Annotated in this window: 22 protein-coding genes; 17 read left to right on the top strand and 5 right to left on the bottom strand. The window is 60.5% G+C overall.

Features of this window, described 5'->3' with window-relative positions; genetic code table 11:
• Nucleotides 1-10 precede the first annotated feature (10 nt).
• Nucleotides 11-1,207 carry a helix-turn-helix transcriptional regulator gene (locus DKW72_RS06740; RefSeq protein ID WP_111641568.1) on the bottom strand — a complete coding sequence of 399 codons (1,197 nt, stop codon included), beginning with the start codon at nucleotides 1,205-1,207 and terminating at the stop codon, nucleotides 11-13.
• Nucleotides 1,208-1,339: 132 nt separating this feature from the next.
• Here DKW72_RS06740 and DKW72_RS06735 point away from each other — a divergent pair, with 132 nt between their 5' ends.
• From DKW72_RS06735 to DKW72_RS06670, 14 genes are all read left to right on the top strand, one after another.
• The gene (locus DKW72_RS06735; protein ID WP_111641567.1) at nucleotides 1,340-2,149 is read left to right on the top strand and encodes an alpha/beta fold hydrolase; all 810 of its coding nucleotides are present in this window, start codon (nucleotides 1,340-1,342) and stop codon (nucleotides 2,147-2,149) included.
• A 379-nt stretch (nucleotides 2,150-2,528) separates the two neighbouring features.
• Nucleotides 2,529-3,611 carry a type II secretion system protein GspC gene (gene gspC / locus DKW72_RS06730; protein ID WP_157960419.1) on the top strand — a complete coding sequence of 361 codons (1,083 nt, stop codon included), beginning with the start codon at nucleotides 2,529-2,531 and terminating at the stop codon, nucleotides 3,609-3,611.
• A gap of 88 nt (nucleotides 3,612-3,699) precedes the next feature.
• Nucleotides 3,700-5,682 (top strand): type II secretion system secretin GspD, encoded by a 1,983-nt coding sequence (gspD, locus tag DKW72_RS06725; protein WP_111641565.1) that lies wholly within the window; start codon nucleotides 3,700-3,702, stop codon nucleotides 5,680-5,682.
• A 33-nt stretch (nucleotides 5,683-5,715) separates the two neighbouring features.
• Entirely contained in the window at nucleotides 5,716-7,287 is a 1,572-nt protein-coding gene (gspE, locus tag DKW72_RS06720) for a type II secretion system ATPase GspE (RefSeq protein WP_408631103.1), read from the top strand.
• Nucleotides 7,288-7,309: 22 nt separating this feature from the next.
• Nucleotides 7,310-8,548, top strand: coding sequence for a type II secretion system inner membrane protein GspF (gene gspF / locus DKW72_RS06715; protein WP_111641564.1), 1,239 nt, complete (start codon nucleotides 7,310-7,312; stop codon nucleotides 8,546-8,548).
• Nucleotides 8,549-8,599: 51 nt separating this feature from the next.
• On the top strand, nucleotides 8,600-9,055 hold the full coding sequence (gene gspG / locus DKW72_RS06710) for a type II secretion system major pseudopilin GspG (RefSeq protein WP_111641563.1): 456 nt from the start codon (nucleotides 8,600-8,602) through the stop codon (nucleotides 9,053-9,055).
• Nucleotides 9,048-9,632 (top strand): prepilin-type N-terminal cleavage/methylation domain-containing protein, encoded by a 585-nt coding sequence (locus DKW72_RS06705; RefSeq protein ID WP_157960418.1) that lies wholly within the window; start codon nucleotides 9,048-9,050, stop codon nucleotides 9,630-9,632. The genes gspG and DKW72_RS06705 overlap by 8 nt, the downstream gene beginning before the upstream one ends.
• A complete protein-coding gene (gene gspI, locus DKW72_RS06700; protein WP_111641561.1) occupies nucleotides 9,629-10,012 on the top strand; it encodes a type II secretion system minor pseudopilin GspI in 384 nt (127 codons plus the stop codon). The genes DKW72_RS06705 and gspI overlap by 4 nt, the downstream gene beginning before the upstream one ends.
• Nucleotides 10,005-10,697, top strand: a complete 693-nt coding sequence (gspJ, locus tag DKW72_RS06695; protein ID WP_111641560.1) for a type II secretion system minor pseudopilin GspJ — start codon at nucleotides 10,005-10,007, stop codon at nucleotides 10,695-10,697. Before gspI ends, gspJ begins: the two co-directional genes overlap by 8 nt.
• Complete coding sequence (gene gspK / locus DKW72_RS06690) at nucleotides 10,657-11,685, top strand: type II secretion system minor pseudopilin GspK (RefSeq protein WP_157960417.1); 1,029 nt, start codon at nucleotides 10,657-10,659, stop codon at nucleotides 11,683-11,685. The genes gspJ and gspK overlap by 41 nt, the downstream gene beginning before the upstream one ends.
• 21 nt (nucleotides 11,686-11,706) lie before the next feature.
• Nucleotides 11,707-12,969 (top strand): type II secretion system protein GspL, encoded by a 1,263-nt coding sequence (gene gspL / locus DKW72_RS06685; RefSeq protein ID WP_111641558.1) that lies wholly within the window; start codon nucleotides 11,707-11,709, stop codon nucleotides 12,967-12,969.
• Complete coding sequence (gene gspM, locus DKW72_RS06680) at nucleotides 12,966-13,445, top strand: type II secretion system protein GspM (protein ID WP_111641557.1); 480 nt, start codon at nucleotides 12,966-12,968, stop codon at nucleotides 13,443-13,445. Before gspL ends, gspM begins: the two co-directional genes overlap by 4 nt.
• Before the next feature lie 22 nt (nucleotides 13,446-13,467).
• Complete coding sequence (gspN, locus tag DKW72_RS06675) at nucleotides 13,468-14,283, top strand: type II secretion system protein N (RefSeq protein ID WP_157960416.1); 816 nt, start codon at nucleotides 13,468-13,470, stop codon at nucleotides 14,281-14,283.
• Nucleotides 14,284-14,291: 8 nt separating this feature from the next.
• On the top strand, nucleotides 14,292-16,490 hold the full coding sequence (locus tag DKW72_RS06670; RefSeq protein ID WP_111641555.1) for a lipopolysaccharide kinase InaA family protein: 2,199 nt from the start codon (nucleotides 14,292-14,294) through the stop codon (nucleotides 16,488-16,490).
• On the opposite strand, the gene DKW72_RS06665 is transcribed toward DKW72_RS06670, so the two are convergent.
• Nucleotides 16,480-16,959: a TlpA family protein disulfide reductase gene (locus tag DKW72_RS06665; RefSeq protein ID WP_111641554.1), complete on the bottom strand. Its 480-nt coding sequence runs from the start codon at nucleotides 16,957-16,959 to the stop codon at nucleotides 16,480-16,482. The genes DKW72_RS06670 and DKW72_RS06665 overlap by 11 nt on opposite strands.
• Nucleotides 16,960-17,130: 171 nt before the next feature.
• Between DKW72_RS06665 and DKW72_RS06660 the strand changes: the two genes are divergently transcribed.
• Together DKW72_RS06660 and DKW72_RS06655 are read left to right on the top strand one after the other, a co-directional pair.
• The gene (locus DKW72_RS06660; protein ID WP_232522340.1) at nucleotides 17,131-18,594 is read left to right on the top strand and encodes an NfeD family protein; all 1,464 of its coding nucleotides are present in this window, start codon (nucleotides 17,131-17,133) and stop codon (nucleotides 18,592-18,594) included.
• A 32-nt stretch (nucleotides 18,595-18,626) separates the two neighbouring features.
• Complete coding sequence (locus DKW72_RS06655; RefSeq protein WP_111641553.1) at nucleotides 18,627-19,388, top strand: slipin family protein; 762 nt, start codon at nucleotides 18,627-18,629, stop codon at nucleotides 19,386-19,388.
• A 3-nt stretch (nucleotides 19,389-19,391) separates the two neighbouring features.
• On the opposite strand, the gene DKW72_RS06650 is transcribed toward DKW72_RS06655, so the two are convergent.
• Entirely contained in the window at nucleotides 19,392-19,580 is a 189-nt protein-coding gene (locus DKW72_RS06650; protein WP_111641552.1) for a CPXCG motif-containing cysteine-rich protein, read from the bottom strand.
• Nucleotides 19,581-19,768: 188 nt separating this feature from the next.
• Here DKW72_RS06650 and DKW72_RS06645 point away from each other — a divergent pair, with 188 nt between their 5' ends.
• Nucleotides 19,769-21,709, top strand: coding sequence for a methyl-accepting chemotaxis protein (locus DKW72_RS06645; RefSeq protein WP_111641551.1), 1,941 nt, complete (start codon nucleotides 19,769-19,771; stop codon nucleotides 21,707-21,709).
• 247 nt (nucleotides 21,710-21,956) lie between these two features.
• Here the strand turns inward: DKW72_RS06645 and DKW72_RS06640 are convergent, their stop codons facing one another.
• Together DKW72_RS06640 and DKW72_RS06635 are read right to left on the bottom strand one after the other, a co-directional pair.
• Nucleotides 21,957-22,250, bottom strand: a complete 294-nt coding sequence (locus DKW72_RS06640; protein WP_232522339.1) for a hypothetical protein — start codon at nucleotides 22,248-22,250, stop codon at nucleotides 21,957-21,959.
• A 97-nt stretch (nucleotides 22,251-22,347) separates the two neighbouring features.
• Complete coding sequence (locus DKW72_RS06635) at nucleotides 22,348-23,883, bottom strand: methyl-accepting chemotaxis protein (RefSeq protein WP_111641550.1); 1,536 nt, start codon at nucleotides 23,881-23,883, stop codon at nucleotides 22,348-22,350.
• Between the last annotated feature and the right edge of the window lie 149 nt (nucleotides 23,884-24,032).

The raw sequence follows: 24,032 nt of genomic DNA, 5'->3' as shown, positions 1-24,032 counted from the left end.
AGGGAATTGTTCAGGTTTCCGGCCCTGAGCGCAAGTCCTCCGGCGCAGACCCCGGGAGTACCGCGGCGGGCGATTGAAGGACCAGGGCGGTGAGCTGGCTCTGGCGGTGACAGCGGGTCTTGTGGAATACCGATTTGAGCTGGGCGCGTACCGTGTGGGGCGAGCGATTGTCGCGCTCGGCGATAAACCCTGGGTCCATGCCGCGGGCGATATCCGCGGCGATGCGTGCCTCGCTATCGGTGAGGTCGAAAATCTGGCTCAAAATGGCCGGGTTGATTGTCAGGTGCTGTTCCCGGTCGTAGATGTAGAGTGCGGCGTAGCCAGGGCTGGGCCAGAGGTTGAGTGCGTTGGCTGCGGGATGAATGGGGGTGACCAGGCAGTCGAGCGGTGCTCGTCCGGAGCGCGGCAGACGAAAGGCGTATTCACTGCCCGCAATAGCCTGGGTGCTCGCGAGTACCTGTCGTATCCCCGCCTGATAGTCGCGTTGTAACAGAGGGTCGTTAAGCACCAGTTCGCCGTCGACAATCTGTAGGCTCTGTTCTTGCAGCAACAGGTCGGCGCGGTTTGACAGATGGCAGATTCGCCCGCGTTCGTCGAGCAGCACAAACGGCAGTGCTCGGGCCTCGGCGGCCAGGCTGGCGCCGTGCAGGGTATGGTTGACCGCAGCCTGTTGCTGGCTCAGGCGCAGGGCTTGACGCACATGGGGCAGCAGGCCGTTGATCAGCCCGGTCGTTTGGTGCGAAAAATGGCCCTGCTGACGGGTGCGTTGCACCAGCATTTGCACTTTGTGGGCGCCGCTCTTGTAGACGGTGCCACAGACGCCATGATGAATATCCAGGTGCCGGGCCCAGTCGTTAAAGAACTCGGTCTGGTAAAACGCCTGTTGATCGCAACTGAAGTCGTAATAGGTGGAGTAGAGACTGCCGATGGGTTTCTGCCCCAGCTCGGTGCGCCAGGGGCAGGTGTTGACGAAGTGTTCGACATAGCGCTGATGCTCACTGTCGTCGATGTTCACCTTGGTGCTGTAGAGCACTTCATCGGCCTGGGCGTTGGTGACCAATAGCCGCGCCGAGCGCGAGGCCGTGGCCTGCACCAGCTCCAGCAAAAAAGCGTTCCACTGGCGATGGTCTGTACTGGTGTTGTACAGTGACTCTATCAGCCGGGGGTGCTGGGCCTCGAAGCTTTGTGTCAGTTGACGATCGTTCATGGGTTTGGCTCGGCGGTTGTTTCGCAGGATAATTTTGTACTTTTGGCGCCACCGCTATAATAGTCACTATAGATCAAAGTGGGTCGGTTGTCTGCCGGACTGAGGCGGAGCCAAATCAATAAGGAGCTGCTAATGTCTGCATCGCAAGAATTGTACCAAAGCGCCGAGCAATTGCACTTGGCGGTTGCGCCGCCGGCGGGCGCCACCGAGGTCGTCCTGTTTCTGCATGGCTGGAGTTGCCGGGCCAGCGATTGGCTGTCGACTATCGATGCCCTTGAAGGGCGCTGGCCCGTACTGGTACCGGATTTGCCGGGGCACGACGGTTCTCACGGCGTGGCCTGGGATGACTGGACCATCGTCGGGCTGGGCCGTCTGGTGAGTGCTCTGGCGGAGAGCAAGGGCATCGAACGCCTGCATCTGGTGGGCCACTCCATGGGCGGCGCCGTGGCACTGGAAGCGGCGCGCGCGTGGGCCGAGGCGCACGGTCAGGATGCCTTGGGGGCTGTGGTCCTGGTGGATACTTTCGGCCTACCTTACGGCGATATGGACGCCGACACCATCGCCTCGATTGAGACCCCGTTTCACACTGATTTTGTCGCTGCCATGCACCAGTTGGTGGACGCGACTACGGCTGCGGCGCTGCCCGAGGAAACCCGACGCTGGGTGCGTGAGCGCATGGCCAGTGCCGATCCGGACAAGATGTTACCGCTGTGGGCAGATCTGTTGCGCTGGACGCCGACGCGCGCCTTTGCCGAGCTGCAGTGCCCGATTTTAGCCCTCAATGGTGAGCATATACCTGAACCGGCCCAGCAGCGGTGCGCTGAGCGGGTCAACACCCAAGTGCTGCCGGGCACGCATCACTTCCCCCTGTTTGAAGCCCCTCAGGCTTTCGTTCGGGAGTTGTGTGCGGCGCTGGATCCACACTTTACCTCAAATGGGTGATGGCGAGCCTGGGGCACTTGGGTATGCTGAACAGGTCTTCGGTCGGTACCCCATGCCGGCCGATGACCGGGCTGGAACCGGGCGCAGGAATTAAGCCCGCGTCTGACCGACTCCTTCCTTCGATGCCCCCTCTGTGGGGGCCTTCTTTCTCGTTCTGCTGCGCCCCCGGGGAATTAAATGCCGATGCCGATGGTCACAATGCCGTGGCTTGGCGTAAAAATGCGCCAGGGTGCGTTATCAGGGGCTTCCAGGCTTTCGCTTTTGGCGTAGACTTGGTGTTACAATCCGGCGTCCGATAATAACAGCGGGCCTCTGTGGGCCACGTGTTCTCAGTCTTTCAGGTGATCGGGTCACCGTCGGCCGTAGTTGGGTGAAGTCATTGGCAAACACACACGAACAGAACAAACCTGCCCTGGGGGCCAAGGCGCTCGATCTGCGCGCTGAGCGCCTGGAGCAGATGGCCCAGCGCGTCGGCGCGGCGCTCGCCCGGGTGCCTGTGGGTGTTTGGCGTTTTCTGATCATTTTCCTGTTGGTACTCTGGCTCAGTCACAGCCTGGCGCGGCTGTTTTGGCTGGTGGTGCCGGTACCGGAACTGCCTCAGGCCAGCGTCTCAGCCAACGCCCTGGCAACGGATCGCGGCGGGGTCGCCAGCGCTCCTGTGGATATTGACCGGATCAAGAATTTACAGATTTTCGGGCGCGCCGATGAGGCGGCCATTGCAGCCCAGGAAGAAGAGGAAGCTGCCCGACAGCAGGCCCATGCCCCAGGCATCGAAGACGACGCTGTCGATACTGAGCTCAATCTGAAATTGCACGGCGCGTTTGGCAGTGGCGACGACGCGTCGGCGGCGGCGATTATTGCCCGAGGCTCGAGTCAGGCGATTTACCGGGTTGGCGACGAGCTACCCGTGGGGCGGAATGTGACCTTGGCGAAGGTGTTGGCGCGGCGGGTGATTCTGGACAATAACGGCCGGTACGAGTCGCTCTGGCTGTTCACCGAGGGTGATTTTGCCCGGCGCGACGCCCGTCTGCCGGCCGATTTGCCCGCCGCCAGTCGCGCCTGGGAGGGTGATGATGAGCAGCTTGATGAGCCCTACGTCGACGATAGTGTAGAAGAGGATCAGGCCGCGATGGGGCCGGAAGAGGAGCCAACGGAGGTGTCGGTATCGGCCGATGAGCTTGCCTCGGCCGCCGGACAGTCGCTCACCGACGTGGTCTCCATGAGTATTCACCGAGAGGGCGGTCAGATTGTTGGCTATCGCATTCGCCCGGGACGCAACGCCGAGCTGTTTGAATCGCTCGGCCTGCAGTCCGACGATATTGTGACGGCGGTCAACGGTGTGCCGCTAGACAGCGCGGGGCGCATTATGGAAATCTCACGTGATATGAACGATGCGACTTCCGCGACCCTGGATATTCGCCGTGGCGGCGACCAGATGTCTATCGATATCGTATTGCAATAACCCGGGCGCGTGACCGCTGGTCAACGCTGCCACGAACATAATCAACGGGCACTGACAGTGCCCGCTCAGCGCATGAAGAGGGTATGTAGTGAAAGCCTGTATCAAACGTTTGCCGGTCCTGTTGGGGGCCCTGCTGCTCAGCGCCACGGCTTTTGCCGAGCCCTGGACGGTCAACTTCAGGGACAGCGATATTCAGGAGGTGATCCTGTTTGTGGCCGATGCCACGGGTAAAACCATCGTGATTGACCCGAAGGTGCGGGGCCAGGTGAAGGTGGTCTCGGCCGAACCGGTCTCCACGGAGGAGCTGTATGCCCTGTTTCTGTCGGTGCTCGACGTACACGGCTTCACCGCTGTAGAGAGTGGCAATCTGGTGCGGGTGGTACCCAACCGGGATGCCCGCTCGTTGCCAGTGCCCTCCACCCAGGAGGGTCGTGATGGCGACGACACCTACATCACCCAGGTCGTACAGCTGCAACATACCAGTGCTGCGAAGGTACTGCCGACCCTGCGCCCGCTGGTACCCCAGCACGGCCACCTGTCGGCCTACGACCCCAGCAATGCCATCATCATCACCGATACCCGTTCCAATATCCGCCGGATTCTGAATATTCTCGAACGTATTGATACCGAGAAAGCGGCCGATACCGACGTGCTCGACCTGCGCTATGCCGCAGCTGCGGATGTGGTGAATCTGCTCAACCAGATTCAACGCCGCGACGCCGACGGCAGTACCGCACAGCCTCAATTGACTCTGGTACCCGACGAGCGCACCAACTCCATCCTGGTGCACGGTAGTGATATGCAGCGTTCACGCATTCGCGCGCTGGTTGAGCGTGTCGACCGCCCGCAGGCGGCCGACAGCAATGTGCGCGTGATTTACCTGCGCTATGCCAAAGCCGAACAAGTGGCTCAGGTCCTGAGCGGGGTTGTGCAGGATCTGGCACAGGTTAACGGCGACAACGCCAAGGCCAGTGTTCAGGCCGACGTCGATACCAATGCCATTCTGATTACTGCCGGCCCGGATATCATGGAAACCCTGCTGGTGGTGATCGACAGTCTGGATATCCGCCGTGCTCAGGTGCTGGTGGAAGCGATCATTGTTGAAATAGAGGATACCGGTGGCCGCGAGTTGGGCTTCCAGTGGATGTACCGGGACAACGATTACGGTTTCGGTGCCTCTACCGATGGCGATGGTACCCTGGCCGGTATCGGTGGCTCAGCACTGGGGACCTTGTCGGGCAGTCAGGATCAGCGCGATGCGGCGCTTCTGGGCCTGGCTCAGGGCCTGTCCCAGGCCGGGGGGCAAACCTTCGGCGTTGGTCGTCTGGGCGAGCGCACCGACTTCCTTGGAATACTGCGCATGCTGCAAGAAAGCAGCGCCACTAATATCCTCTCTACGCCCAATCTGCTCACCACGGATAACCACACCGCGTCCATCTCCGTGGGTCAGAACGTGCCCTTCGTGACAGGCTCCTTCTCCGGCTTTGGCGGCGGTGGTGGCTCAAGCCCGCAGAACCCTTTCCAGACCATTGAGCGCCGCGATGTGGGCATCCTTCTGGAAGTGACACCACACATTAACGAAGGTGACAGTGTGGTGCTGGAGATCGCCCAGGAAGTGTCCAGCCTGTCGAGCATCAGCAGCCAGACCGGCCCGATTACCAACCAGCGCAACATCAACACCCAGATTCTGGCCGAAGACGGTGAAACCGTGGTGCTCGGTGGTCTGATTCAGGATGACGTCCAGACTTCAGAGCAGCGTGTGCCCATTCTCGGCAGTATTCCAGTGCTCGGCCACCTGTTCCGCAGCCAGAGTTCCACTGTGCGCAAGACCAACCTGCTGGTGTTTATCCGGGCCACGGTGGTGCGCGACGAGCGCATGCTCACCGGTGCCACCGCGGAGAAATACCGGGTGATTCGCGATCAGCAGATCGAGCGCCGACGCAGTACCCCGGGCATCATGGTCAACCGTCGGGATATGCCGGTGCTGCCGGAGTGGGAAGAGTTCCTGCGCGAGGCGCCTGCACAGATGGAAGAAGCTGTGGAAGAACTTGAGCAAGAGTCCGACGATTAAACAGGGCATCCGGCGCGGGCCGGATGACGGAGAATGATGGTGAATGCTGATCCAATGTTAGAGCCGGGCGATGAGCCCCTTCTGGGGGACGCGCCCGGGGCCGTACCCGAAGAAGAGGAGCACCTCGCCGCCAGCGCCGAGGGCGAGGAACAGGTGCGTCTGCCGTTCAGCTTTGCCCAGACCCACGGCGTAATGCTCGATCCCGAGGCTTCGCGCACCCTGCTCTATCGTCCCGGATTGGATTTTGCGGCCCTGCTGGAGTTGCAGCGCTACCTTGGCGAAGGCGTTGCCTTACGTGAAATCAGCGCTGAAGACTTTCAAAAGCGCCTGACCAAGGAATATCAAAGCGGTGATGGTGCGGCGCAGCGTGCGGCCGAGGACCTGGGTAACGAGTTTGACCTCTCTTCCATGGCCGACGACCTGGCCGAGCGCACCGACCTGCTCGCCGGGAACGACGACGCACCCATTATCCGATTGATCAACGCCATTCTGTCGCAAGCCGTGCGTGAAAAAGCGTCGGATATTCACCTGGAGCCGTTCGAAGATCGGGTCTCGGTGCGCTTTCGTATCGACGGTGTCCTGAGCGAAGTGCTCTCGCCCAAGGCCGAGCTGGCACCCGTGCTGGTGTCGCGCCTCAAGGTCATGGCGCGTTTGGACATTGCCGAGAAACGCATCCCCCAGGACGGCCGTATTACTGTGCGCCTGGCGGGTCACGCAGTGGATATTCGGGTCTCGACCATTCCCTCGGCCTTTGGCGAGCGGATCGTACTGCGTCTGCTTGACCAGGCCGCCGGGCAGCTCAGCCTTGAACAGTTGACCATGCCCGAGCATGTCTACAAAAAATTCTCCGGTGCGCTGCACAAGCCCCACGGCATCATTCTGGTGACCGGCCCCACCGGCTCAGGTAAAACCACCACTCTGTATGCGGGGCTGAGTCATATCAACAGCCGTGAGCGCAACATTCTGACCATCGAAGACCCGGTCGAGTACCTGCTCCCGGGCATCGGCCAGACCCAGGTCAACACCAAGGTCGACATGACTTTCGCCCGGGGGCTGCGCGCTATCCTGCGGCAAGACCCGGACGTGGTGATGGTGGGTGAGATCCGCGACGCGGAAACCGCCGAGATTGCCATTCAGTCTTCACTGACCGGGCACCTGGTGCTCTCTACCCTGCACACCAATACCGCGATTGGCGCGGTCATGCGCCTCAAGGATATGGGCGTCGAGCCCTTCCTGTTGTCTTCCAGTCTGGAGGTGGTCATGGCACAGCGCCTGGTGCGTCTGCTGTGTAACCATTGCAAAGAGGAGTATCAGCCGAGTGAGTCGGAGCGTGAGCTGATGGGCTTGCCTGACGCTGTCCCGGCCTATCGCGCGGTGGGTTGCAAGCAGTGCAATCAGATGGGCTATCGCGGGCGTAAGGGGATTTACGAGCTGATCGAAATTAACGAGCGCCTGCGTCATCTGATCCACGAGGGCGCGGGCGAGCAGGCGTTGTTGGCCGAGGCACGCAAACACAGCCCGTCGATGATGGACGACGGCCGCCAGTGCGTGATCGATGGCATTACCAGTATCGAAGAAGTTCTCCGGGTCACCACCCAGGGGTAACGAAAGCAGGTGAGATAAGTCCATGGGTGCCTACAGTTATCGTGCGCTGAACGAAGCCGGAAAAACCGTCAAGGGCATCCTTGAGGGCGATTCCGAGCGCCAGGTGCGCACGCAATTGCGGGCCAAAAAGCTCAAACCGTTGGACGTGGAAAGCGCCAGCGCCGGCGCGCGTGCGGACAAACCCAGCCAGGGCTTTGATCTGAAGCTGTTTCGTCGGGGCGTGCGTACCAAAATCAACGCCAAAGACTTGAGTCTGATGACGCGCCAGCTGGCGTCGCTGGTCAAGTCGGGTCTGCCTCTGGACGAAGCCCTGCAGGCCACAGCACGCCAGCAGCAAAAGCCCAACAACGAGCGCATTTTGTTGCAGGTGCGCGCCAAGGTACTCGAAGGCTTCAGTCTGGCCCAGGCGCTTAACGAGAATCCCGGTGCCTTTAACGACATGTATCGGGCCATGGTGCGCGCCGGTGAAAGCTCCGGCTATCTCGGACCGGTGCTCGAGCGTCTGGCCGAGTACACCCAGAAGAGCCAGATCATTCAGTCCAAACTGCGCTCCGCCACCATTTATCCGGCGGTGCTGCTGACCTTTGCCCTGTTGGTGATTGTCGCCCTGATGGCCTTTGTGGTGCCCGACCTGATCGGGATCTTCCAGCATCAGGAAACCCAGTTGCCGCTGCTGACCCGGATGCTGATCGCCACCAGTGACTTTGTGGTGGGCTACGGGGTCTATGTATTGATCGCCATCATTGGCGCAGTCTGGGGCGTAAAACGTCTGTTGCGCGCGCCCAAGCGACTGCGCACCTGGCACGCCTGGCAACTGAAATTACCGGTGATGGGTAATCTGGTGCGGCAGATCAACAGCTCGCGCTTTGCGTCGACGCTGGGGCTGCTCACCAATAGCGGTGTACCGCTGCTCCAGGCCCTGAATATTGCCGGGCAGGTAATGACGAACAAGATCCTCCAGGAAAATGTCCAGGAGGTAGCTGAGGCTGTGCATGAAGGTACCAGTTTGCATAAGGCCATGAACAATGTTGGCGGTTTTCCGCCGCTGTTGGTGCAACTGGTCTCCAGCGGTGAGTCCAATGGCACCCTGCCCGAGCAGCTGGAAAATGCTGCGGAGGATCAGGAGCGGGAGCTGGAAATGATGCTCGGTGTCGCCATGGGCCTGCTCGAACCCCTTACCGTGGTTTTTATGGGGGGGGCTGTGGGCTTGATTGTACTGGCGATCCTGATGCCGATTTTTGAAATGAACACCCTTATTTAATAACCGTAAAACGTGTATCCGCCAATCCGACGGCGGGCAGGAGACAGAGACATGACACACACTATTGCTCACGCGCGTCAGCGCGGCTTCAGTCTGATTGAAATCCTGGTGGTGCTGGTCATCATCGGGTTGCTGGTCAGCATCGTTGCGCCCAACGTCATGGATCGGGCCGACAGCGCCCGGATCCAGAAAGTGGAGGCCGACTTCAACTCGATTCAGACGGCGCTCAAGCTGTACCGGCTCGACAACTACATGTATCCGAACAGTCAGCAGGGTCTGGAAGCCCTGGTTTCGCGCCCCACCAGCGAACCGGTGCCGCGCAACTGGCGCCGCGGCGGTTACCTGGATTCGCTCCCGCGCGACCCTTGGGGTAACCCCTACGGTTATGAGAGCCCAGCCGGAGATCGCGAGTACGACATCTACACCCTGGGTGCCGACGGCACACCGGGTGGCGACGGGCAGAACGCGGATATCAGTGTCTGGGATGATCTTGAGCAGTTTGAATAAATTCAGCGCGGGCGGTCACCAGCAGCGGGGTTTTACCCTGATAGAGCTGTTGGTGGTGCTCTTTATTGTCGGCATGGCCATAGGTATGGTTTCCTTTGCCGTCGGTCGCGACGACGGAGAGTCCCTGATTCGCGACGAGTCCGAGCACTTTTTGCGGCAGGCGCGTTTTGTCGCCGAGCAGTCAGTGCTCAACAGTGAAGTGATCGGTTTTTTTATTGTGCCTCAAGCGGTCGCCGGTCAACCGCACGAACGCTGGTGTTATGACTGGCGCCGCTACCGGGACGGTGTCTGGGAGGACAGCTCCAGCCATTTAAGCCAGCGCTGCCTGTCGGAGCGCCTCGAGGTGGAGATGATCGTCGAGGGTGAGCCCTACCGGCACGACCGGGAACGCACCTCGCCCAAACCGGTGCTGGTGTTCTATCCCAGCGGCGAGTCGACGCCCTTTGAGATTGCCTTGTCCGAACGTGGCAGCTTTGACACGGACGGCGTACAGCGGTTGCAGGTGGATATGGTCAGTGATGTGCGCTGGCTCAACCGCGAGGAAGAGTTGGAGCACGGCGAGAGGCGTCGGCGATGATCCGGGGGCGCACGCGCGGTTTTACCTTGATTGAAGTCATGGTGGCTTTGACCATCGTGGCGGTGGCACTTCCGGCCATGCTCGGGCTGATCATGGCCCAGCTCGACGGCGCCGGTGCCATTCGCGAGCGTACCTACGCCCACTGGGTGGCAGAAAACGAGCTGGCGCGGCTCAACCTGAAGCAGCGCATCAGCAGTGAGTACCGGGTGCCGGATACGGACAGTGGCACGGTGACGCTTGCCGAGCAGGAATGGTTTTGGGAATTGACCACTGAGGTCACGGACATCCCCGGGTTCCGTCGTCTGGAAATTCGGGTGACCCCGGGCCAGAGTCGCGACGACACCCTGGCTGTACTGGTGGGGTTTGCGACGGATGAATAGGCGCCGACAACAGGGGCTGACCCTGCTTGAGGTGATGGTCGCTATTGCGATCACCGCTGCCATTGCGGCGATCACCTACCAGTCGATTCACGGCGCCGCGGGCGGGGCTGAGCGCAGTGCCGAAGTGATGGATGAGATCAACCGCCTGGATCGCACCTGGCAGATCATCGCCGCGGATTTGCGCCACGCGCTGCCGCCAGAGCCCAGCCCCGGTGTGGACGGTGTGCGCTTTCTGTTTCAGGGCGAAAGCCTGCGCGGCAATGCCGACGAGCGTCAGTTGTTGATGCGCTTTACCCGCCGGGGCTGGATCAACCCCATGGAGCGGCTGCGCAGCGATATTCAGGAGTTGAGCTACCGGGTTGAAGACGGCCGCTTGTGGCGCTATTTTCGCCCGGCGCGCAACCGCCCGTTTGACGAGTACGATTTTGACGAGCAGGCCCTGCGTCAGGAATTGCTCGATGGGATCCAGGACATACAGATGCGCTTTCTGTCCGGAGCCATCGCCGCCCAGCGGGGCCTGAGCTCGATAGAAGGCACGGACTACACCCGCGACTGGCCCGAATTGTGGCCCGATCCCAACCAGATTGGGGGCACCTTGGAGTTGCCGGTGGCAGTGGAAATACGCATTGAGCTGGAGGGCAGTGGTGTCAGTCGACGCCTGTTTGAATTTGCACAAGCTCGCTAACGCCCGGCGCGAACGCGGTGCGGCATTGATCATGGCCGTGCTGATCGTCGCGGTTGTGGCCGCGCTGTCGATTCGCTATATGGCGGACTACAGCCTCGGGCTGGCGCGTGCCGAAGGGCGCTGGCACGGCGCGCAGGCCCGTGTGTATTTGCAGGGCGCTGAGACGCTGGCCCGGACCATGCTTCGGGATGTCGACCCGGAGGTCGATGGTTTGCACGAGCCCTGGGCTCAGCCGTTGCCGCCGTTCGAAGTCGAGGGTGGCTGGATCATGGCGACCATTGAAGACGCTCAGAGCCGCTTTAACCTGAACAATCTCGGGGGCGCGCTGGACCAGGATCGTCCCTACAACGACCCGCAGCGCTTCAGTGTCGATCAGCGGCGCTTTATTCGGTTGTTGCAGAGTTTTGAGGATGTGCCCATCGCCGAGGACGAGGCTATCGCCATGCTCGAAGCGGTGGTTGACTGGATGGATCCGGACGATGACGTGAGCGGTTTTGGCGGTGCGGAGTCGGCGTACTATCAGTCGCTTGACCCGCCTTACTTGGCGGCGAATGCGCCTTTTACCAGCGTCGATGAGCTGCGGTTGGTGCGCTACTTCGAGCCGGAAATCATGGCGTTGTTGCGGCCCTACCTGATCGTGATGCCTGCCGGCCAGGGGATGAATATCAACACCCTGCCCGAGCGTTTGATGCGCACGCTCAACAGCGCCGATATTTTGCAGCCGCTCACCGACATGCAGGTGAGTTTGTTACGTGAAGAGTGGCCTTTTGAAGGCTTTTACGAGAATCCTCAGGCGTTTGCTGAGAATTTTGCCTGGAGCAGCATTATTGCCGGCAGTGCGCCGGACTTGAACGGCCTGGCGGTCAATACCGGGTACTTTCTGGTGCAAATACAGGTGGAGCTGGTCGAGCAGCGCCGCAGTATGGAAAGCCTGCTGCGCCGCGACGCCGACCGCCTGATCGTGGTGCGTCGCACTGACGTGTATTAACAACAAGGTAAACACGGTTTTATGGCCGAACAACTCGTACTTTCAATCAATGCCGCGGGCGATTATTTTCGCTGGTGCTGGCTCGACGCCGACGGTGAACCTCTGCCGGAAAGCCGGGGCGAAGGTGACCTTGAACTGTTGCGCACGAGCGTCGGTGGCGCCGGTCAACAGGCTTGGCTGCTGGCGCCCGGCAGCAAAGTGGTCACGCGCGAGCTGACCTACGTGGCGGCCGAGAAAAAGCATCTGCGCAAGCTGTTGCCCTACCAGCTCGAAGAATCGGTTATCGGTGATATCGAGCACTTTCATTTTGGTCTCGGCCGAGCCGCTGAGGGTGTCGCGGCAATCGCCTATACCGATCGGGACTGGTTCGACAGTGTCTACCGCGGTCTCGAGCAGGCCGGTATTGAAGTGGTGCGCTGCTGGCCGTTGCCGCTGGTGCTGCCACTACCGGAAGCTCAGGTCGACGAGGACGGTGAGCAGTTGCTCGACTACTGGACGCTGCAGCTGCGGGACCAGACACTGGTGGTGCGCTATACCCCGGATCTGGGTTTTAGCGTCCCGGCGGAGGCGGGGCGAGCGACTCTGGAAATGTTGTTGGTAAAACAAAACCGGGTCGACAATCTGCCCCGTATTCAGCTTCTGGCCACGTCCGATGAGTCCTTGGTGGCTCTGCGCGAACTGCTGCCTGCGACCTTGCATGAGCAGGTCAGCTACGAGGCTGTGGTGGATCCCTGGGCACTGGACTACGCGTCAGGTACCACGGATCTGTGTCAGGGAGAATACTCCCAGCGCTTGCCGATTGAGCGCTGGTGGAGGAACTGGCGCAATATCGGCGTGATGGCGGCGGCCAGCGTAATTGTTTACGTCGGTGTATTGCTCTATCAAGTTGAGCAGCTGCGCACCGAAAACGTCGCCATTCGCCAGTCGATCGACAGTGTTTATCGCAGCGCCGCCGGAGACAGCAGTACGCGCGACCCGGAAGGCCAACTGGAGCGGATGATTCGCGAATTGCAGCCAGCGGCCCGCTCGGGACGTCGGGCAACGGCCCTGCTGGCCGAGATGCTGCCCGCCGTGGCTGACAACGAAGGTGTCCAGCTCCGCAATATTCAATACAGTGCCAGCAATGGCGAGCTCAACGTCAATATTGCCGGGGACAGCTTCAACGCACTCGATACCCTGCGGCAGTCAATTGCCGAGCAGGGGCTGGAGGCGGAATTGTTGAGCGTCAGCGCCTCGGGCGACACCCACACGGCGCGCATGCGGATACGGGGGCGCGGACAATGAACCAGATTTTCAAATACCTGGCTCGCTTTAACCGGCGCGAACAGACTATTCTGATCGTCGGTGTTGCCGCGGTCGTGGTGTACCTGTTCTGGATGGTGCTGCTGGTGCCGCTGCAGGAGCGACGCGAAACCCAGATACAGGCCAATACGTCCGCCGCGCTGAGTCTTGGGCGGGTCCAGGTGCTCGCCGCACGCCTGGAGCGCGCCAGCCAGAATGGTCAGCGCCAGGGCAGCGGTGGCGATATCAGTCGCCTGGTCGATTCCAGCTTGCAGGCCAATGGCCTGCGCATGGCCGGTTTTCAGCCGGGCACCGGCGGTGAGGTGCGGGTGCGGCTCGAGCGTATGCCCTACGATCGGGTGATGCAGTGGCTGTACGACCTGGAATATCGCCACGAAGTGTCGATTCAGGACTTGACCCTCTCGCCGACCACGGATGAAGGTCTGGTGTCGGTCAATATTCGTCTCCAACAACGCTAATTTGTCACAGGTTTATGCGGTTATGAGTCAAACTGAAACCCCCAGCACGGACAAGCGGCGCTCCAAAGTCTGGTCGATTTTGCTCTGGTCACTGCTCGGGCTGGTGTTCTTCCTCTGGTTTGTGCTCACCCAGATTCCCGCCCACTGGGGTGCCTGGGCCATGACCCGCAGCGGCAATGTGGCGCTCAGTGGCGTCAATGGCACCCTCTGGAACGGACGTGCAAGCCTGGCTACGGTTCGGGTCGATGGTGAGGAATTCTCGCTGGGGGAATTGCGTTGGCGGATTGAGGGTGGCAGCCTGTTGGTGCTTTCGCCCTGCGCGCGCGTGCAGACTCAGCTCGATCGCCAGCGCCTGAGTGCCCGGGTTTGTGCTAGCCTCAATGGAAACCTGGTGATTCACGACGCCGATATCAGTGCCCCGGCGACCGTTATCGAGCACTTGGTGCCGGATGAACTCGATGGCCAGCTCTCAGGGCGGTTCGAACGGGTGGAGCTCGATCAGACCGGCTTGCGCTACATTCGCGGCAACGGCAGCTGGCGCAACGTGCGCGTCAATGACGGCCAGAATTGGTATGACATTGGCAGTTTTGCCGCCGACTTCAGTGATGATGGTGAAGGTAACCTGGTGGCCAATATCTTTGATCTCGAAGGCGTGCTGGGGCTGGAAGTGAAAGCGCAGGTGTACGCGATTGGGGGTGTACATCTGGACGGCATCATGTCGCTGGATCCGGGCTTTGCCGAAGAGATCCAGGCCCGCGAGTGGATCGATGTGGTGGCTGAATACCAGGGCAGGGACGATAACAACCGTTTGCAATACCGTTTGGATTTGAGCCTGTAAGGACTGCTATGTCAGCGCATACGCACGCAGTTGCCCCGGGGGAGGGTGGCTACGTCGACTTTTCCGCGCTCAACGACGCTCGCTTGAGCGCCTATGAGGGCAACCTGGCACCGGCCTATGCGCAAACGGCGGTGCTCGACTGGCTGGCACAACTGCCTGCACAGCTCGAAGGACAAGACAGCGAGCTGATTTACCGGGTGCGCAACCGCGTCTACCGGGTTGATGACCCGCTCGATCCCAACGGCCCGGGTATCTGTGTTAAAGCCTTTCGTCCGCCCGCCTACGTTCGTGCCTGGTATTACCGTCGCCACGGCTCCAAAGCCCAGCGCGCCCATGATTACGCCCGCCACCTTTACCGCCAGGGTGCTGGCGTTGCCGAGCCTATCGCCTACTTCGAACGTTGGGATGGCAACCATCTGCGCGAGAGCTACCTGCTGACCCGCTACCTGAGCGATGCCACCGACCTGTATACCGAAATGACCCGGCTCCTGCGCGAAGACCCGGATGCGTTTCGTTTTATTGCCCTGCTGCGATTCACCGCCGGCGCGATCCGGCATATGCACGACAGTGGTTTTGTCCACAATGACCTGGGGGCGCAGAATATTCTGATGCGCCGTATCGGCCCCGCCGAGTGGGCAGCGCCGGTTTTTATCGACCTCAACCGGGGGCGACCCCTCGCGGATGTGAGCTTGAAGGAGCGCGCGCGCGATATGTCGCGCCTGGAAATTCCCTCCCATTTCCTCACGATCTTTTACCATATCTACTTTAATGACGGTCCCATCCCGGCGGAGTTTTCGCGCTGGGAGCGCCGCTACCGCGCGCGTATTCGTCGGCACCGGGCATCGCGTAAACTCCGGCACCCGATCCGCAGTTTGCGCCAACTGTTTCAGCCGCCGGAGATTACCATCTCCTCGGGCCAGCCGGACGACAAGGAAATCTGGTTGTGGGACAGCAAGTCCGGTCAGCCTTCGGTTGTGCTCGAGGCTCACGATCGGCGCAAGCACCGACGCTGGCGGGATGTCTGGCAAATTCTCCGGGCCAACGCCCGGCGCGCGCGCGCTTTGCGGCGGCGCTACTTGGCGCTCAAGGCCGACGCCTATCAGCAACCAGTGGCCCTGTACCAGCGCCTTGGGGTGTGTCTGGAGGTGGACGGTAACCTCGAGCAACAACTTGGCGTGCTGCGCCAAACCCCGGGACTGCCGGTGCTGGTGCGGTGTTATTTTCACAAGGGTGAGGCCGGTCTGGCGGCCTGCGTGGCGGCGGTTGAGCGGCTGTACGCGGCTGGCCACCCGGTGGCCCTGGGTCTGATTCAATCGCGGACGGCGGTGGCTGAACCCGAGCGCTGGCAAGCCTTTGTAGAACAAACCTTACAGCGCCTGCATCGCTGGGTGCAGGAGGTCGAAATCGGCCATGCCTTCAACCGGGTCAAGTGGGGCTTGTGGACGCTGGAGGAAATGCACAGCCTGTGGCGTGGCGCTGAGCAGTGGCGTGCCAACTACCCTGAGTTGACCTTCCTGGGCCCGGCGGTCAACGACTTTGAATTCCATTACTACCCGCCACTGCTCGAGCGCCTGGCGCCGGTGGTGGATGCGATTCCCTGTCACCTGTATGTGGATCGGCGCGGGCGGCCGGAGAACTATCAGGGTGGGTTTTCCAGTCTGGAGAAGTGCCTGTACGGCAAGGCGGTGGCCGACGTTTACGGGCGCAAAGGTTTCTACGTCACCGAGATTAACTGGCCTTTGCAAAATACCGGTGAGTACTCACCCCTGGCAGGCAGCTACATTCCCCGGGATCAGACCGAAAGCGACCTGCACGTCGACGAGGCGACCAGCGCCGCCTATATGGTGCGCTTCGCCCTGATCGCGCTGTGCTCGGGCAGTACTGAAAAAATCTGGTGGTGGCGCCTGGCCCACCACGGGTTTGGTCTGGTGGACGATCTCAACGGCTGGCGTCCGCGTCCGGGCTGGCAGGCCCTGGTGCAATTCCACCGGGTGCTGGCGAGCGATCGTTTTATCGGTCGGGAAGAGCGCGAGGGCGTGATTTGGTGGCGCTTCGAACATTGCCAAGTGGTGTATGCACTGACGCCCGGTCAGTGCCGGGTGCCATCGGGCTGCACCCGGGTGGAGGGCATGACCGGGACAACCATCGCTGCGGCGCCGGGTGAGCTGCTGACCGTCGCCGGCGAGCCGCTATACTTTATTTCTTGAGCAGAGTGAGTACTTGCTCCCGGTACTTGTCTTCATCGCCCGGGCGATACCCCCGATTGACCTGCTGGATCACACCTTCGCGGTCCACCAGAATGGTGGTGGGCATGGCGCGGATGCGATAATCCAGGCGGGTACTGCCCTCCGGGTCAAAGACAATGGGAAAGCTGACTCCGACCCGCTCCAGTAGCGCTTCGGCAGCGGTGCGATCCTGCTCAACGTTGACCCCAATCAGGGTAAAGCCCTGATCTTTCAAGTCATTATAGAGCTCATCCAGCGCGGGCATTTCCTGAATACAGGGCGCGCACCAGGAAGCCCAGAAATTGAGCATCACCACCTTGCCCTGTTGCTCCGACAGGGTCAGTGGCTCATCGTTGCGATCGGGCAGAGTGAAATCCGGCGCCTCGGTGGCGAAGGCGTTGACACAAAACAGACACAAAAAACCCAGGCCGATACGGCGAATAAACGACATAACCCCAACTCCGCAGTTCAGAATAAGACACAGCGCTTCACAATACCCTGTTGTGGGAAGCTTGCCAATGCATCCTGAACGCGCCCAGTGGCGTACTCCAAAAGTATAAGGTCCGCGCAGAAGCCGGGAAGAGTGTCAGCAGCCTGCTACACTCAAATCGGAGGCTTAACGATGATGCAACGTTTACTCATTCGCCCGCTGGCGCTGCTCAGCCTGATGCTGGGCGGGGTTTTGTTGTGGTTGGGTAGCAGCCTACCCAGCGATGCCGATGATAGCGTGCCCCATGTGGCGCGCCTGAGCGTCGCGGGTGCGATCGGCCCGGCAACAACGGACTATCTGGCTCGTTCGATGGCTGAGGCCACGGACAGCGGCGCCCGCGCTATTGTCATCGAAATGGACACGCCCGGCGGGCTCGACGCCGCCACCCGCGACATCATCAAGCATATTCTCGCCTCGCCAGTGCCCGTAGTGACCTATGTGCACCCGGCCGGCAGCCGTGCCGCCAGTGCGGGCACCTATATTCTGTATGCCAGCCATGTGGCGGCGATGACACCGTCCACGACCCTGGGCGCGGCCACGCCGGTGCAGATGGGTGGACCGGCGATGCCCGGCGGTGACGACGAAGCGGAGGAACGGCGCGAGCGCGCGGAACAACGCAGTGAGGATGCCGATAACGGTGAAAGTGACCGGGAGTCCGCCCCCCAGCCCGGCTCGGCCATGGAGCGCAAGGTGATCAATGACGCTGTGGCCTTTATTCGCGGCCTGGCCGAGCGTCACGGGCGCAACGCCGACTGGGCTGAGCGGGCGGTACGTGAAGCGGTGAGTCTGACCGCCAGTGAGGCGCTGGAGCAGAATGTTGTCGATGTGGTGGCGCGCAATATGGACGATCTACTTGAACAGCTCGACGGTCGCACTGTGATCATGGACGAGGGCGAACGGGTCCTGGAGGTCGCCGACCTGCCGGTGCGCGACTACGCGCCGGACTGGCGCACCGAGCTGCTGTCCATCATCACCAATCCGCAGGTCGCGTCCATTCTGTTCCTGATCGGCATCTACGGCCTGATTTTGGAAGGCTACAACCCCGGCACCATGATTCCCGGGGTGGTTGGCGTCATATCCCTGCTGCTCGCACTTTACGCCCTGCAGGTGTTGCCGGTGAACTATGCGGGGGTAGCGCTGATTGTGGTGGGCGCCCTGATGATACTGGGGGAAGCCTTTATGCCCAGTTTCGGGATTCTCGGGATTGGCGGGGTGATTGCGGTGGTGATCGGCTCGATCATCCTGGTGGATACGGATATCCCGGGTATGGAAGTTTCCTATGAGCTGATCGGAGCCATTGCCGCCACGGGTGTACTGATGGTTCTGGGTATTCTGTGGGTGGTGGGCAGCTCGGTGCGCCGTCCCCGGGTGGCCAGCAACAAAGCCATGATTGGGCGGCATTCGCGGGTGCGTTATGCCGGCCAGGTGATCAAGCGCGGCGACGAGTCCTTGCCCAACGGCGTGCGCGTCATGCTCGATGGCGAGCTGTGGAATGCCTGGGCTGATGAACCCCTGAGCGAGGGGCAGAACGTGATCGTTGTGGATCAACACGGTTTGGTACTTAAAGTGCAGGCTGCAGACACGTCTGCGGCGTAAACCCGGTTTTTCTCAAGAGAGGAGTTCGACAGATGTTGGAATATACCTTAATGCTGGTACTCACTTTCGTCGTACTGCTGGTTGCCTACGCGGTGCGCATCCTGCGCGAGTATGAGCGCGGGGTGGTGTTTACCCTTGGCCGCTTTCACAAGGTTAAAGGCCCTGGCCTGATCATCCTGATTCCGTTCCTGCAAACCATGGAAAAAGTGGATTTGCGCACGGTGGTGATGGACGTCCCGACCCAGGACGTGATCAGTCAGGACAACGTCTCGGTCAAGGTCAATGCCGTGGTCTACTTCCGCGTGGTCGATCCCCAGCGGGCGATCATCAATGTCGAGCATTTCTACGAGGCGGTCAGCCAGCTGGCCCAGACCACATTGCGTTCGGTGTTGGGGAAACACGAGCTGGATGAAATGCTGTCTGAGCGGGACAAGCTCAATCAGGATATTCAGGTCATTCTCGACGAGCACACCGACGCCTGGGGTGTGAAAGTCACCAATGTCGAAATCAAGCACGTGGATCTGGATGAAAGCATGATCCGGGCGATTGCCCGTCAAGCCGAGGCCGAGCGTTCACGCCGGGCCAAAGTGATTCACGCCGAAGGTGAGGCTCAGGCCGCCGAGCGTCTGACGGACGCCGCCGAGGAGCTTTCGAAAAACCCCAATGCCATGACCCTGCGTTACTTGCAGACGCTGATTGACATCGCCGGAGAGCAGAACTCCACCATCGTGTTCCCGCTGCCGGTGGATCTGCTCAGTGGCATCATGAAGCAGTTTGGCGATAAAAAGGTCTAGCCCTCAGTCGTTCTCCGGCTGCACCTCCACCGCCAGGTCGTCGCTGTCGCCGTTGGTCCACACCAGGATCGGCTGGCAGCACACCTGGCAGTCCTCTGTATAGCTCTGCTCACCCACCGAGCAATCGATCAGCAGGGTGATTTGCGCCCCGCAATAGGGGCAGCCAATAGGCTGTTCTGCCAAGCTGTTCACAATATCCTCCGTTCGCGTAGAAAAAGGCTCAAGCGCTCTGGGTGCAAGCCGATAACCCCTGATGCGGCGTGGCTTCGCGCGGGGGTAAGCCCTCACATTTGGGACGCCGGCACGTTTAAGCTGTACTACTATTTATAAGCCGTGCATGACTCTTACAACATAGCACGGCCATACATCACGGGGGCACTATGAACAACACACAGGGGCTGACGGGGGCGCTGGGATTTCGCGGACGACTCACACTGGCAATCGTTTCACTGGTACTGGTATCAGTCTTGCTGATCGCCAGCATTGTCTATATCCAATACCGAAATTCGTACACCCAGGCGACCATCAACCAGCTTCAGGGCACGGGCGAGATGATGTCGGAATCCTTCAGCCAATGGCTGGATGCGCGCCAGGGCGATATGCGTTATATCGCGGAACTTAACCCCGTCCGAGAGCGGGACACCGAGCAGATCACCCACTTATTGTCGGTGATTGCTTCCCAGGACGGCTATTACGACACCATTTACTTTGTCGATCCCAATGGCCGAGGCCTGGCCGGGGTGAGTTACGATGGTCGGGTGACAGCCTTGAGCGCGGACGAAGCCTTCAGCTTCAATGTCGCCGATCGGAGTTGGTTCCAAACGGCGATTCGGGGTGAAGAAGTCTTCTCTCAACCTCTGGTATCGCGGGCGACAGGCAACCAGGTGAGCAATATTGTGGTCCCGGTGTATGACAGCAATCAGGAGATTGTCGGGGTAGTCCGCGCCGCGGTATCGCTGGAGGTGCTGTTCCGGCGCATGGAAGATATGTCGGTCGGGGGTAGTTCCGACACCTATTTGCTTGCGGCAGACGGCAATCCGGTGACCCCGGTCGCGGCCCTGCGGGGGGAAAACCGTCGGATCGATACCCACGCCGCGCGCCTGGTCGCCCAGGGTGAAAATGGGATCGGACAATACCCCAACGCTGTGGGTACGCCGGTGATTGGCAGCGTCAGCTATCTCAACCGTCTGAGTTGGGGGGTGGTGTTGGAAGTGCCTGAAGCGCAGGCATTGGCGGAAGTGAACCGGGTGTTTTGGATGCTCGTGATGGTCACTGCGGCCATTATCGCGGTTGCGATCGTGATCAGTCTGTTGGTAGTGCGTTCGGTGGTCAAAACCCTGGGTGGCGACCCGCAAGTCGCCGCGGATGTGGTGCGCCGAGTCGCCGAGGGAGATCTGACCGTGACCGTGCCGGTACAGAGCGGTGACAAAACCAGCTTACTCGCCCACATTCATGATATGCAGACCAACCTGCAGCGCATGATGGGGGAGATCAACCGTTACTCCGATGAAGTAGCAGCTGCCGCCACCGAGCTGACCCAGGTCAATAGCGAAACCGAAAAAGGCATTGAGCACCAGACCGAACAGGTCAGTAGTGTGGCTGTCGCCATGAACGAGATGACCGCAACCGTAGAAGAGGTCGCGCGCAACACCCAAGAGACGGCTGAGGGTGCGCGCTCCACGACAGAAGAAGCCGATCGTGGCCGCGAAGTGGTGGACGAGGCGATCAAGGCCATTCAGAAGTTGGCCGAGGAAATCAGCGAGTCTGCCGACGTGGTCAGCTCAGTCAAGCAGGACAGTGACAATATCGGATCAGTGCTGCAGGTGATTCGCGATGTCGCCGAGCAGACCAACCTGCTGGCTCTGAACGCCGCGATTGAGGCCGCGCGGGCGGGTGAAGAGGGACGGGGTTTTGCGGTGGTCGCCGATGAAGTGCGCACCCTCGCCAGCCGTACCCAGACCTCGGCAGCACAGATTCAAAAAACCGTCGAAACTCTGCAAACCCGCGCCGATCAGGCTACCCGCTCAATGGAAGTCAGTCGCGATAGCGCCTATAAAGGTGTGGAACAGGTCACTAGCGCCGGGATTTCTCTGAATAAAATCGCCGAGGCGGTCAGCCGCATTGACGATATGGCTCAGCAGATCGCCACGGCCACTGAAGAGCAGACCGCGGTGGCCCAGGAGATCAACGAAAGCGTGCATACGGTGAGTGCTGTGACCGAGCAGAACGCCCGCAACGTTGATCAGAGCAAGCAGGCCAGCGAAGCCCTGGCACAACTGGCGGAAGAACTGCGCGGCATGGTCCAACAATTCCGCGTCTGACCAAAGGTCTTGAACCCGAGTCCCAGCGCTCGAACCTGCAGTTGGCACAAGCTGGGGCCGGGTAACCCTTTCCGGCACCGTCTGCCGCCTGGACGGCGGCAGTCGAGCCCCCATGGATGGGTTTACGGCGTGTGCCGGAAAGGGTTACCCGGCCCCACCGTCCGGCTTAAAAGGTCGAAACGTGGGTCAATAAAAAACCCGCCCATTGGGGCGGGTTTTTTATGTGGGTAGAGTAAAGCGCGAAGTATCAGGTATCCGAGCGCGCCCGAAACGCGCGAATCGCCTGGTTGAACTCGTCGGCAAAGGCCTCGAGCTCACTGACACGTCGGCGCTGCTGAGCAGAACTCATACGCGCACAACCGATATAGGCTTCCATGGCCTGCACATATTCGCGCACATCGTTGTTGGCTTTCACCATCTGCGCCGTTACCGCGGTTGCGGGATCCGGAATCTCGGGTTGTGATGCCGGTTCTTCACAGGCGATAGCAATGGGGGTAAGGACTGCAAGGCTCAGTGCAATAGCGAGTGTAGATTTCATCATAGGGCCGTTCTCTTCGTTTTGACTTTTTGGCCCGGGCCCCAAGGCCCGGGAAAGCTGAATTATTATCGGCGCCCCCGCCGCTACCGCTCCGTGTACTTTAAACCTTAAACTGACTGACCAGTTTCGACAAGCGCGTTGCGCTCTCCGCCAAGCTTGAGGTATTGGAGGAGATACGACTTGAACCGTCGGCGGTACTGGTGGCCACCTGAGAGATGCTGTCGATGTTGGACTCGATCTGTTTGGTGGCAGCACTCTGTTCTTCCGAGGCCGCGGCTACCTGATTGGTGCGGTCGCGAATCACGCTCACGATATCAGTGATTTCATTCAGGGAGTCGCTGGCTTCGCTCGCCCGGTTGACGGTTTCATCAGCCTGGGTAGTGCCGGCTGACATCATATCCACCGCTTCCTGGGCGCCGGTCTGCAGGCGTTCAATCATTTCCTGAATCTCGGTGGTCGAGCTCTGAGTGCGGCTGGCCAGGGTGCGTACTTCGTCCGCGACTACCGCGAAACCGCGACCTTGCTCACCGGCGCGGGCGGCCTCGATGGCAGCGTTCAGAGCCAGCAGGTTGGTCTGTTCGGCAATGCCGCGAATCACATCCAGCACCGAGCCGATGCTCACGGTTTCCTGACGCAGGCGATCGATCACTTCCGAGGCGGTCTTGATTTCTTTGGAGAGGTTCTGAATCTGCGACATGGTGTTGGTCACCACGCGGCGGCCGGAAACCGACGTCTGGTCAGCCTGCTCGGCGCGGTCGGCAGTTTCGGTCACGCTCTGGGTCACGTCCTGCACCACGCTCGCCATCTCTTTGATCGCGCCCACGACTTGTTGAATCTCGGCCTGTTGGCTGCGGATCGCGCGCTCATTCTCCTGGGAAATCTGCGACAGACTTTCGGAGTTGGCGGTAACTTCTTCGGCGGTCTGGGCCACGCTCGCAATGATGGTTTGCAGCCGCTCAACAAAGGTGTTGAAGCACTTGGCCAGTTCAGAGATTTCGTCGTTGCCGGCCACGGGCAAGCGCCGGGTCAGGTCGCCCTCGCCTTCGGAGATATCGCGCAGGGCACGCACCACGTTATTCACCGGCTTGGTGATGCTGGCCTGGACGAAGAAAGCGATAGAGGCGGCAAGTATGCTGATGATCACAATCACCATCAGCCCGTCGCGGATCGCGTTGGCAATGATGTTGTCCAGCTCGTTCATATTCACTTGCAGGGTGATGGTGCCCATCGGGCTGCCGTCGCTCATGATGCGTTCGGTCACCACCAGGCCATCACGGCCCTGATCAACGCCCGGGGCGGGTTCGCGCTCGGAAATGCTCGCGGGGCGAGTGCCGCTGGCGCCTTGGGCATACCAGGCAAACACGCGGCCGTCTTTATAGATGGCGGCGCCGGTAATCCGGGGGCTGACGCGCAACGCTTCGAGCGAGGCGGTAACGGTCATGCGATCGTCAAAGGTCAAGGCGCCCACGTTGGCTTCGCCGAGCACCTGGGCGAGAGTCTGGGTGTCGTTGACGATCATGTCTTCCGAGGTGCTGATGCCGGAACGCACCGTCACGACCGTGGCCACGACGACCGCCAGCACACAAGTGATGGTTACACTGAGCAGGATTTTCCATTTGAGCGATAGATTATTCACGTCGGGCCTCGTTGTTATCCGCGTATCCGTAAGGCTCGCCCAAGAGCTTTCGGTGCTTTTAGGGCGAATATGGCACATTAATCATTTTAAATCCATGGCCTCCGTCATCATACAGCAAAGTTTTCTAAAACCGCTGTGCTTATAGCTCG

It is taken from the genome of Marinimicrobium alkaliphilum, from assembly GCF_003259155.1.
GTDB classification, from domain to species: Bacteria; Pseudomonadota; Gammaproteobacteria; order Pseudomonadales; family Cellvibrionaceae; genus Marinimicrobium_A; species Marinimicrobium_A alkaliphilum.
Note: the sequence above shows the minus strand (reverse complement) of the source record. Positions and strands in the feature narration are given on the sequence as shown.

Coding starts and splice junctions, on each gene's coding strand:
- DKW72_RS06655 (WP_111641553.1), top strand. CDS start 18,627: ATGTTGGAATATACCTTAATGCTGGTACTCACTTTCGTCGTACTGCTG.
- gspM (WP_111641557.1), top strand. CDS start 12,966: ATGAACCAGATTTTCAAATACCTGGCTCGCTTTAACCGGCGCGAACAG.
- DKW72_RS06735 (WP_111641567.1), top strand. CDS start 1,340: ATGTCTGCATCGCAAGAATTGTACCAAAGCGCCGAGCAATTGCACTTG.
- gspJ (WP_111641560.1), top strand. CDS start 10,005: ATGAATAGGCGCCGACAACAGGGGCTGACCCTGCTTGAGGTGATGGTC.
- gspL (WP_111641558.1), top strand. CDS start 11,707: ATGGCCGAACAACTCGTACTTTCAATCAATGCCGCGGGCGATTATTTT.
- DKW72_RS06665 (WP_111641554.1), bottom strand. CDS start 16,959: ATGTCGTTTATTCGCCGTATCGGCCTGGGTTTTTTGTGTCTGTTTTGT.
- gspE (WP_408631103.1), top strand. CDS start 5,716: ATGATGGTGAATGCTGATCCAATGTTAGAGCCGGGCGATGAGCCCCTT.
- DKW72_RS06660 (WP_232522340.1), top strand. CDS start 17,131: ATGATGCAACGTTTACTCATTCGCCCGCTGGCGCTGCTCAGCCTGATG.
- gspG (WP_111641563.1), top strand. CDS start 8,600: ATGACACACACTATTGCTCACGCGCGTCAGCGCGGCTTCAGTCTGATT.
- gspF (WP_111641564.1), top strand. CDS start 7,310: ATGGGTGCCTACAGTTATCGTGCGCTGAACGAAGCCGGAAAAACCGTC.
- gspN (WP_157960416.1), top strand. CDS start 13,468: ATGAGTCAAACTGAAACCCCCAGCACGGACAAGCGGCGCTCCAAAGTC.
- DKW72_RS06640 (WP_232522339.1), bottom strand. CDS start 22,250: ATGATGAAATCTACACTCGCTATTGCACTGAGCCTTGCAGTCCTTACC.
- DKW72_RS06670 (WP_111641555.1), top strand. CDS start 14,292: ATGTCAGCGCATACGCACGCAGTTGCCCCGGGGGAGGGTGGCTACGTC.
- DKW72_RS06645 (WP_111641551.1), top strand. CDS start 19,769: ATGAACAACACACAGGGGCTGACGGGGGCGCTGGGATTTCGCGGACGA.
- gspI (WP_111641561.1), top strand. CDS start 9,629: ATGATCCGGGGGCGCACGCGCGGTTTTACCTTGATTGAAGTCATGGTG.
- DKW72_RS06740 (WP_111641568.1), bottom strand. CDS start 1,207: ATGAACGATCGTCAACTGACACAAAGCTTCGAGGCCCAGCACCCCCGG.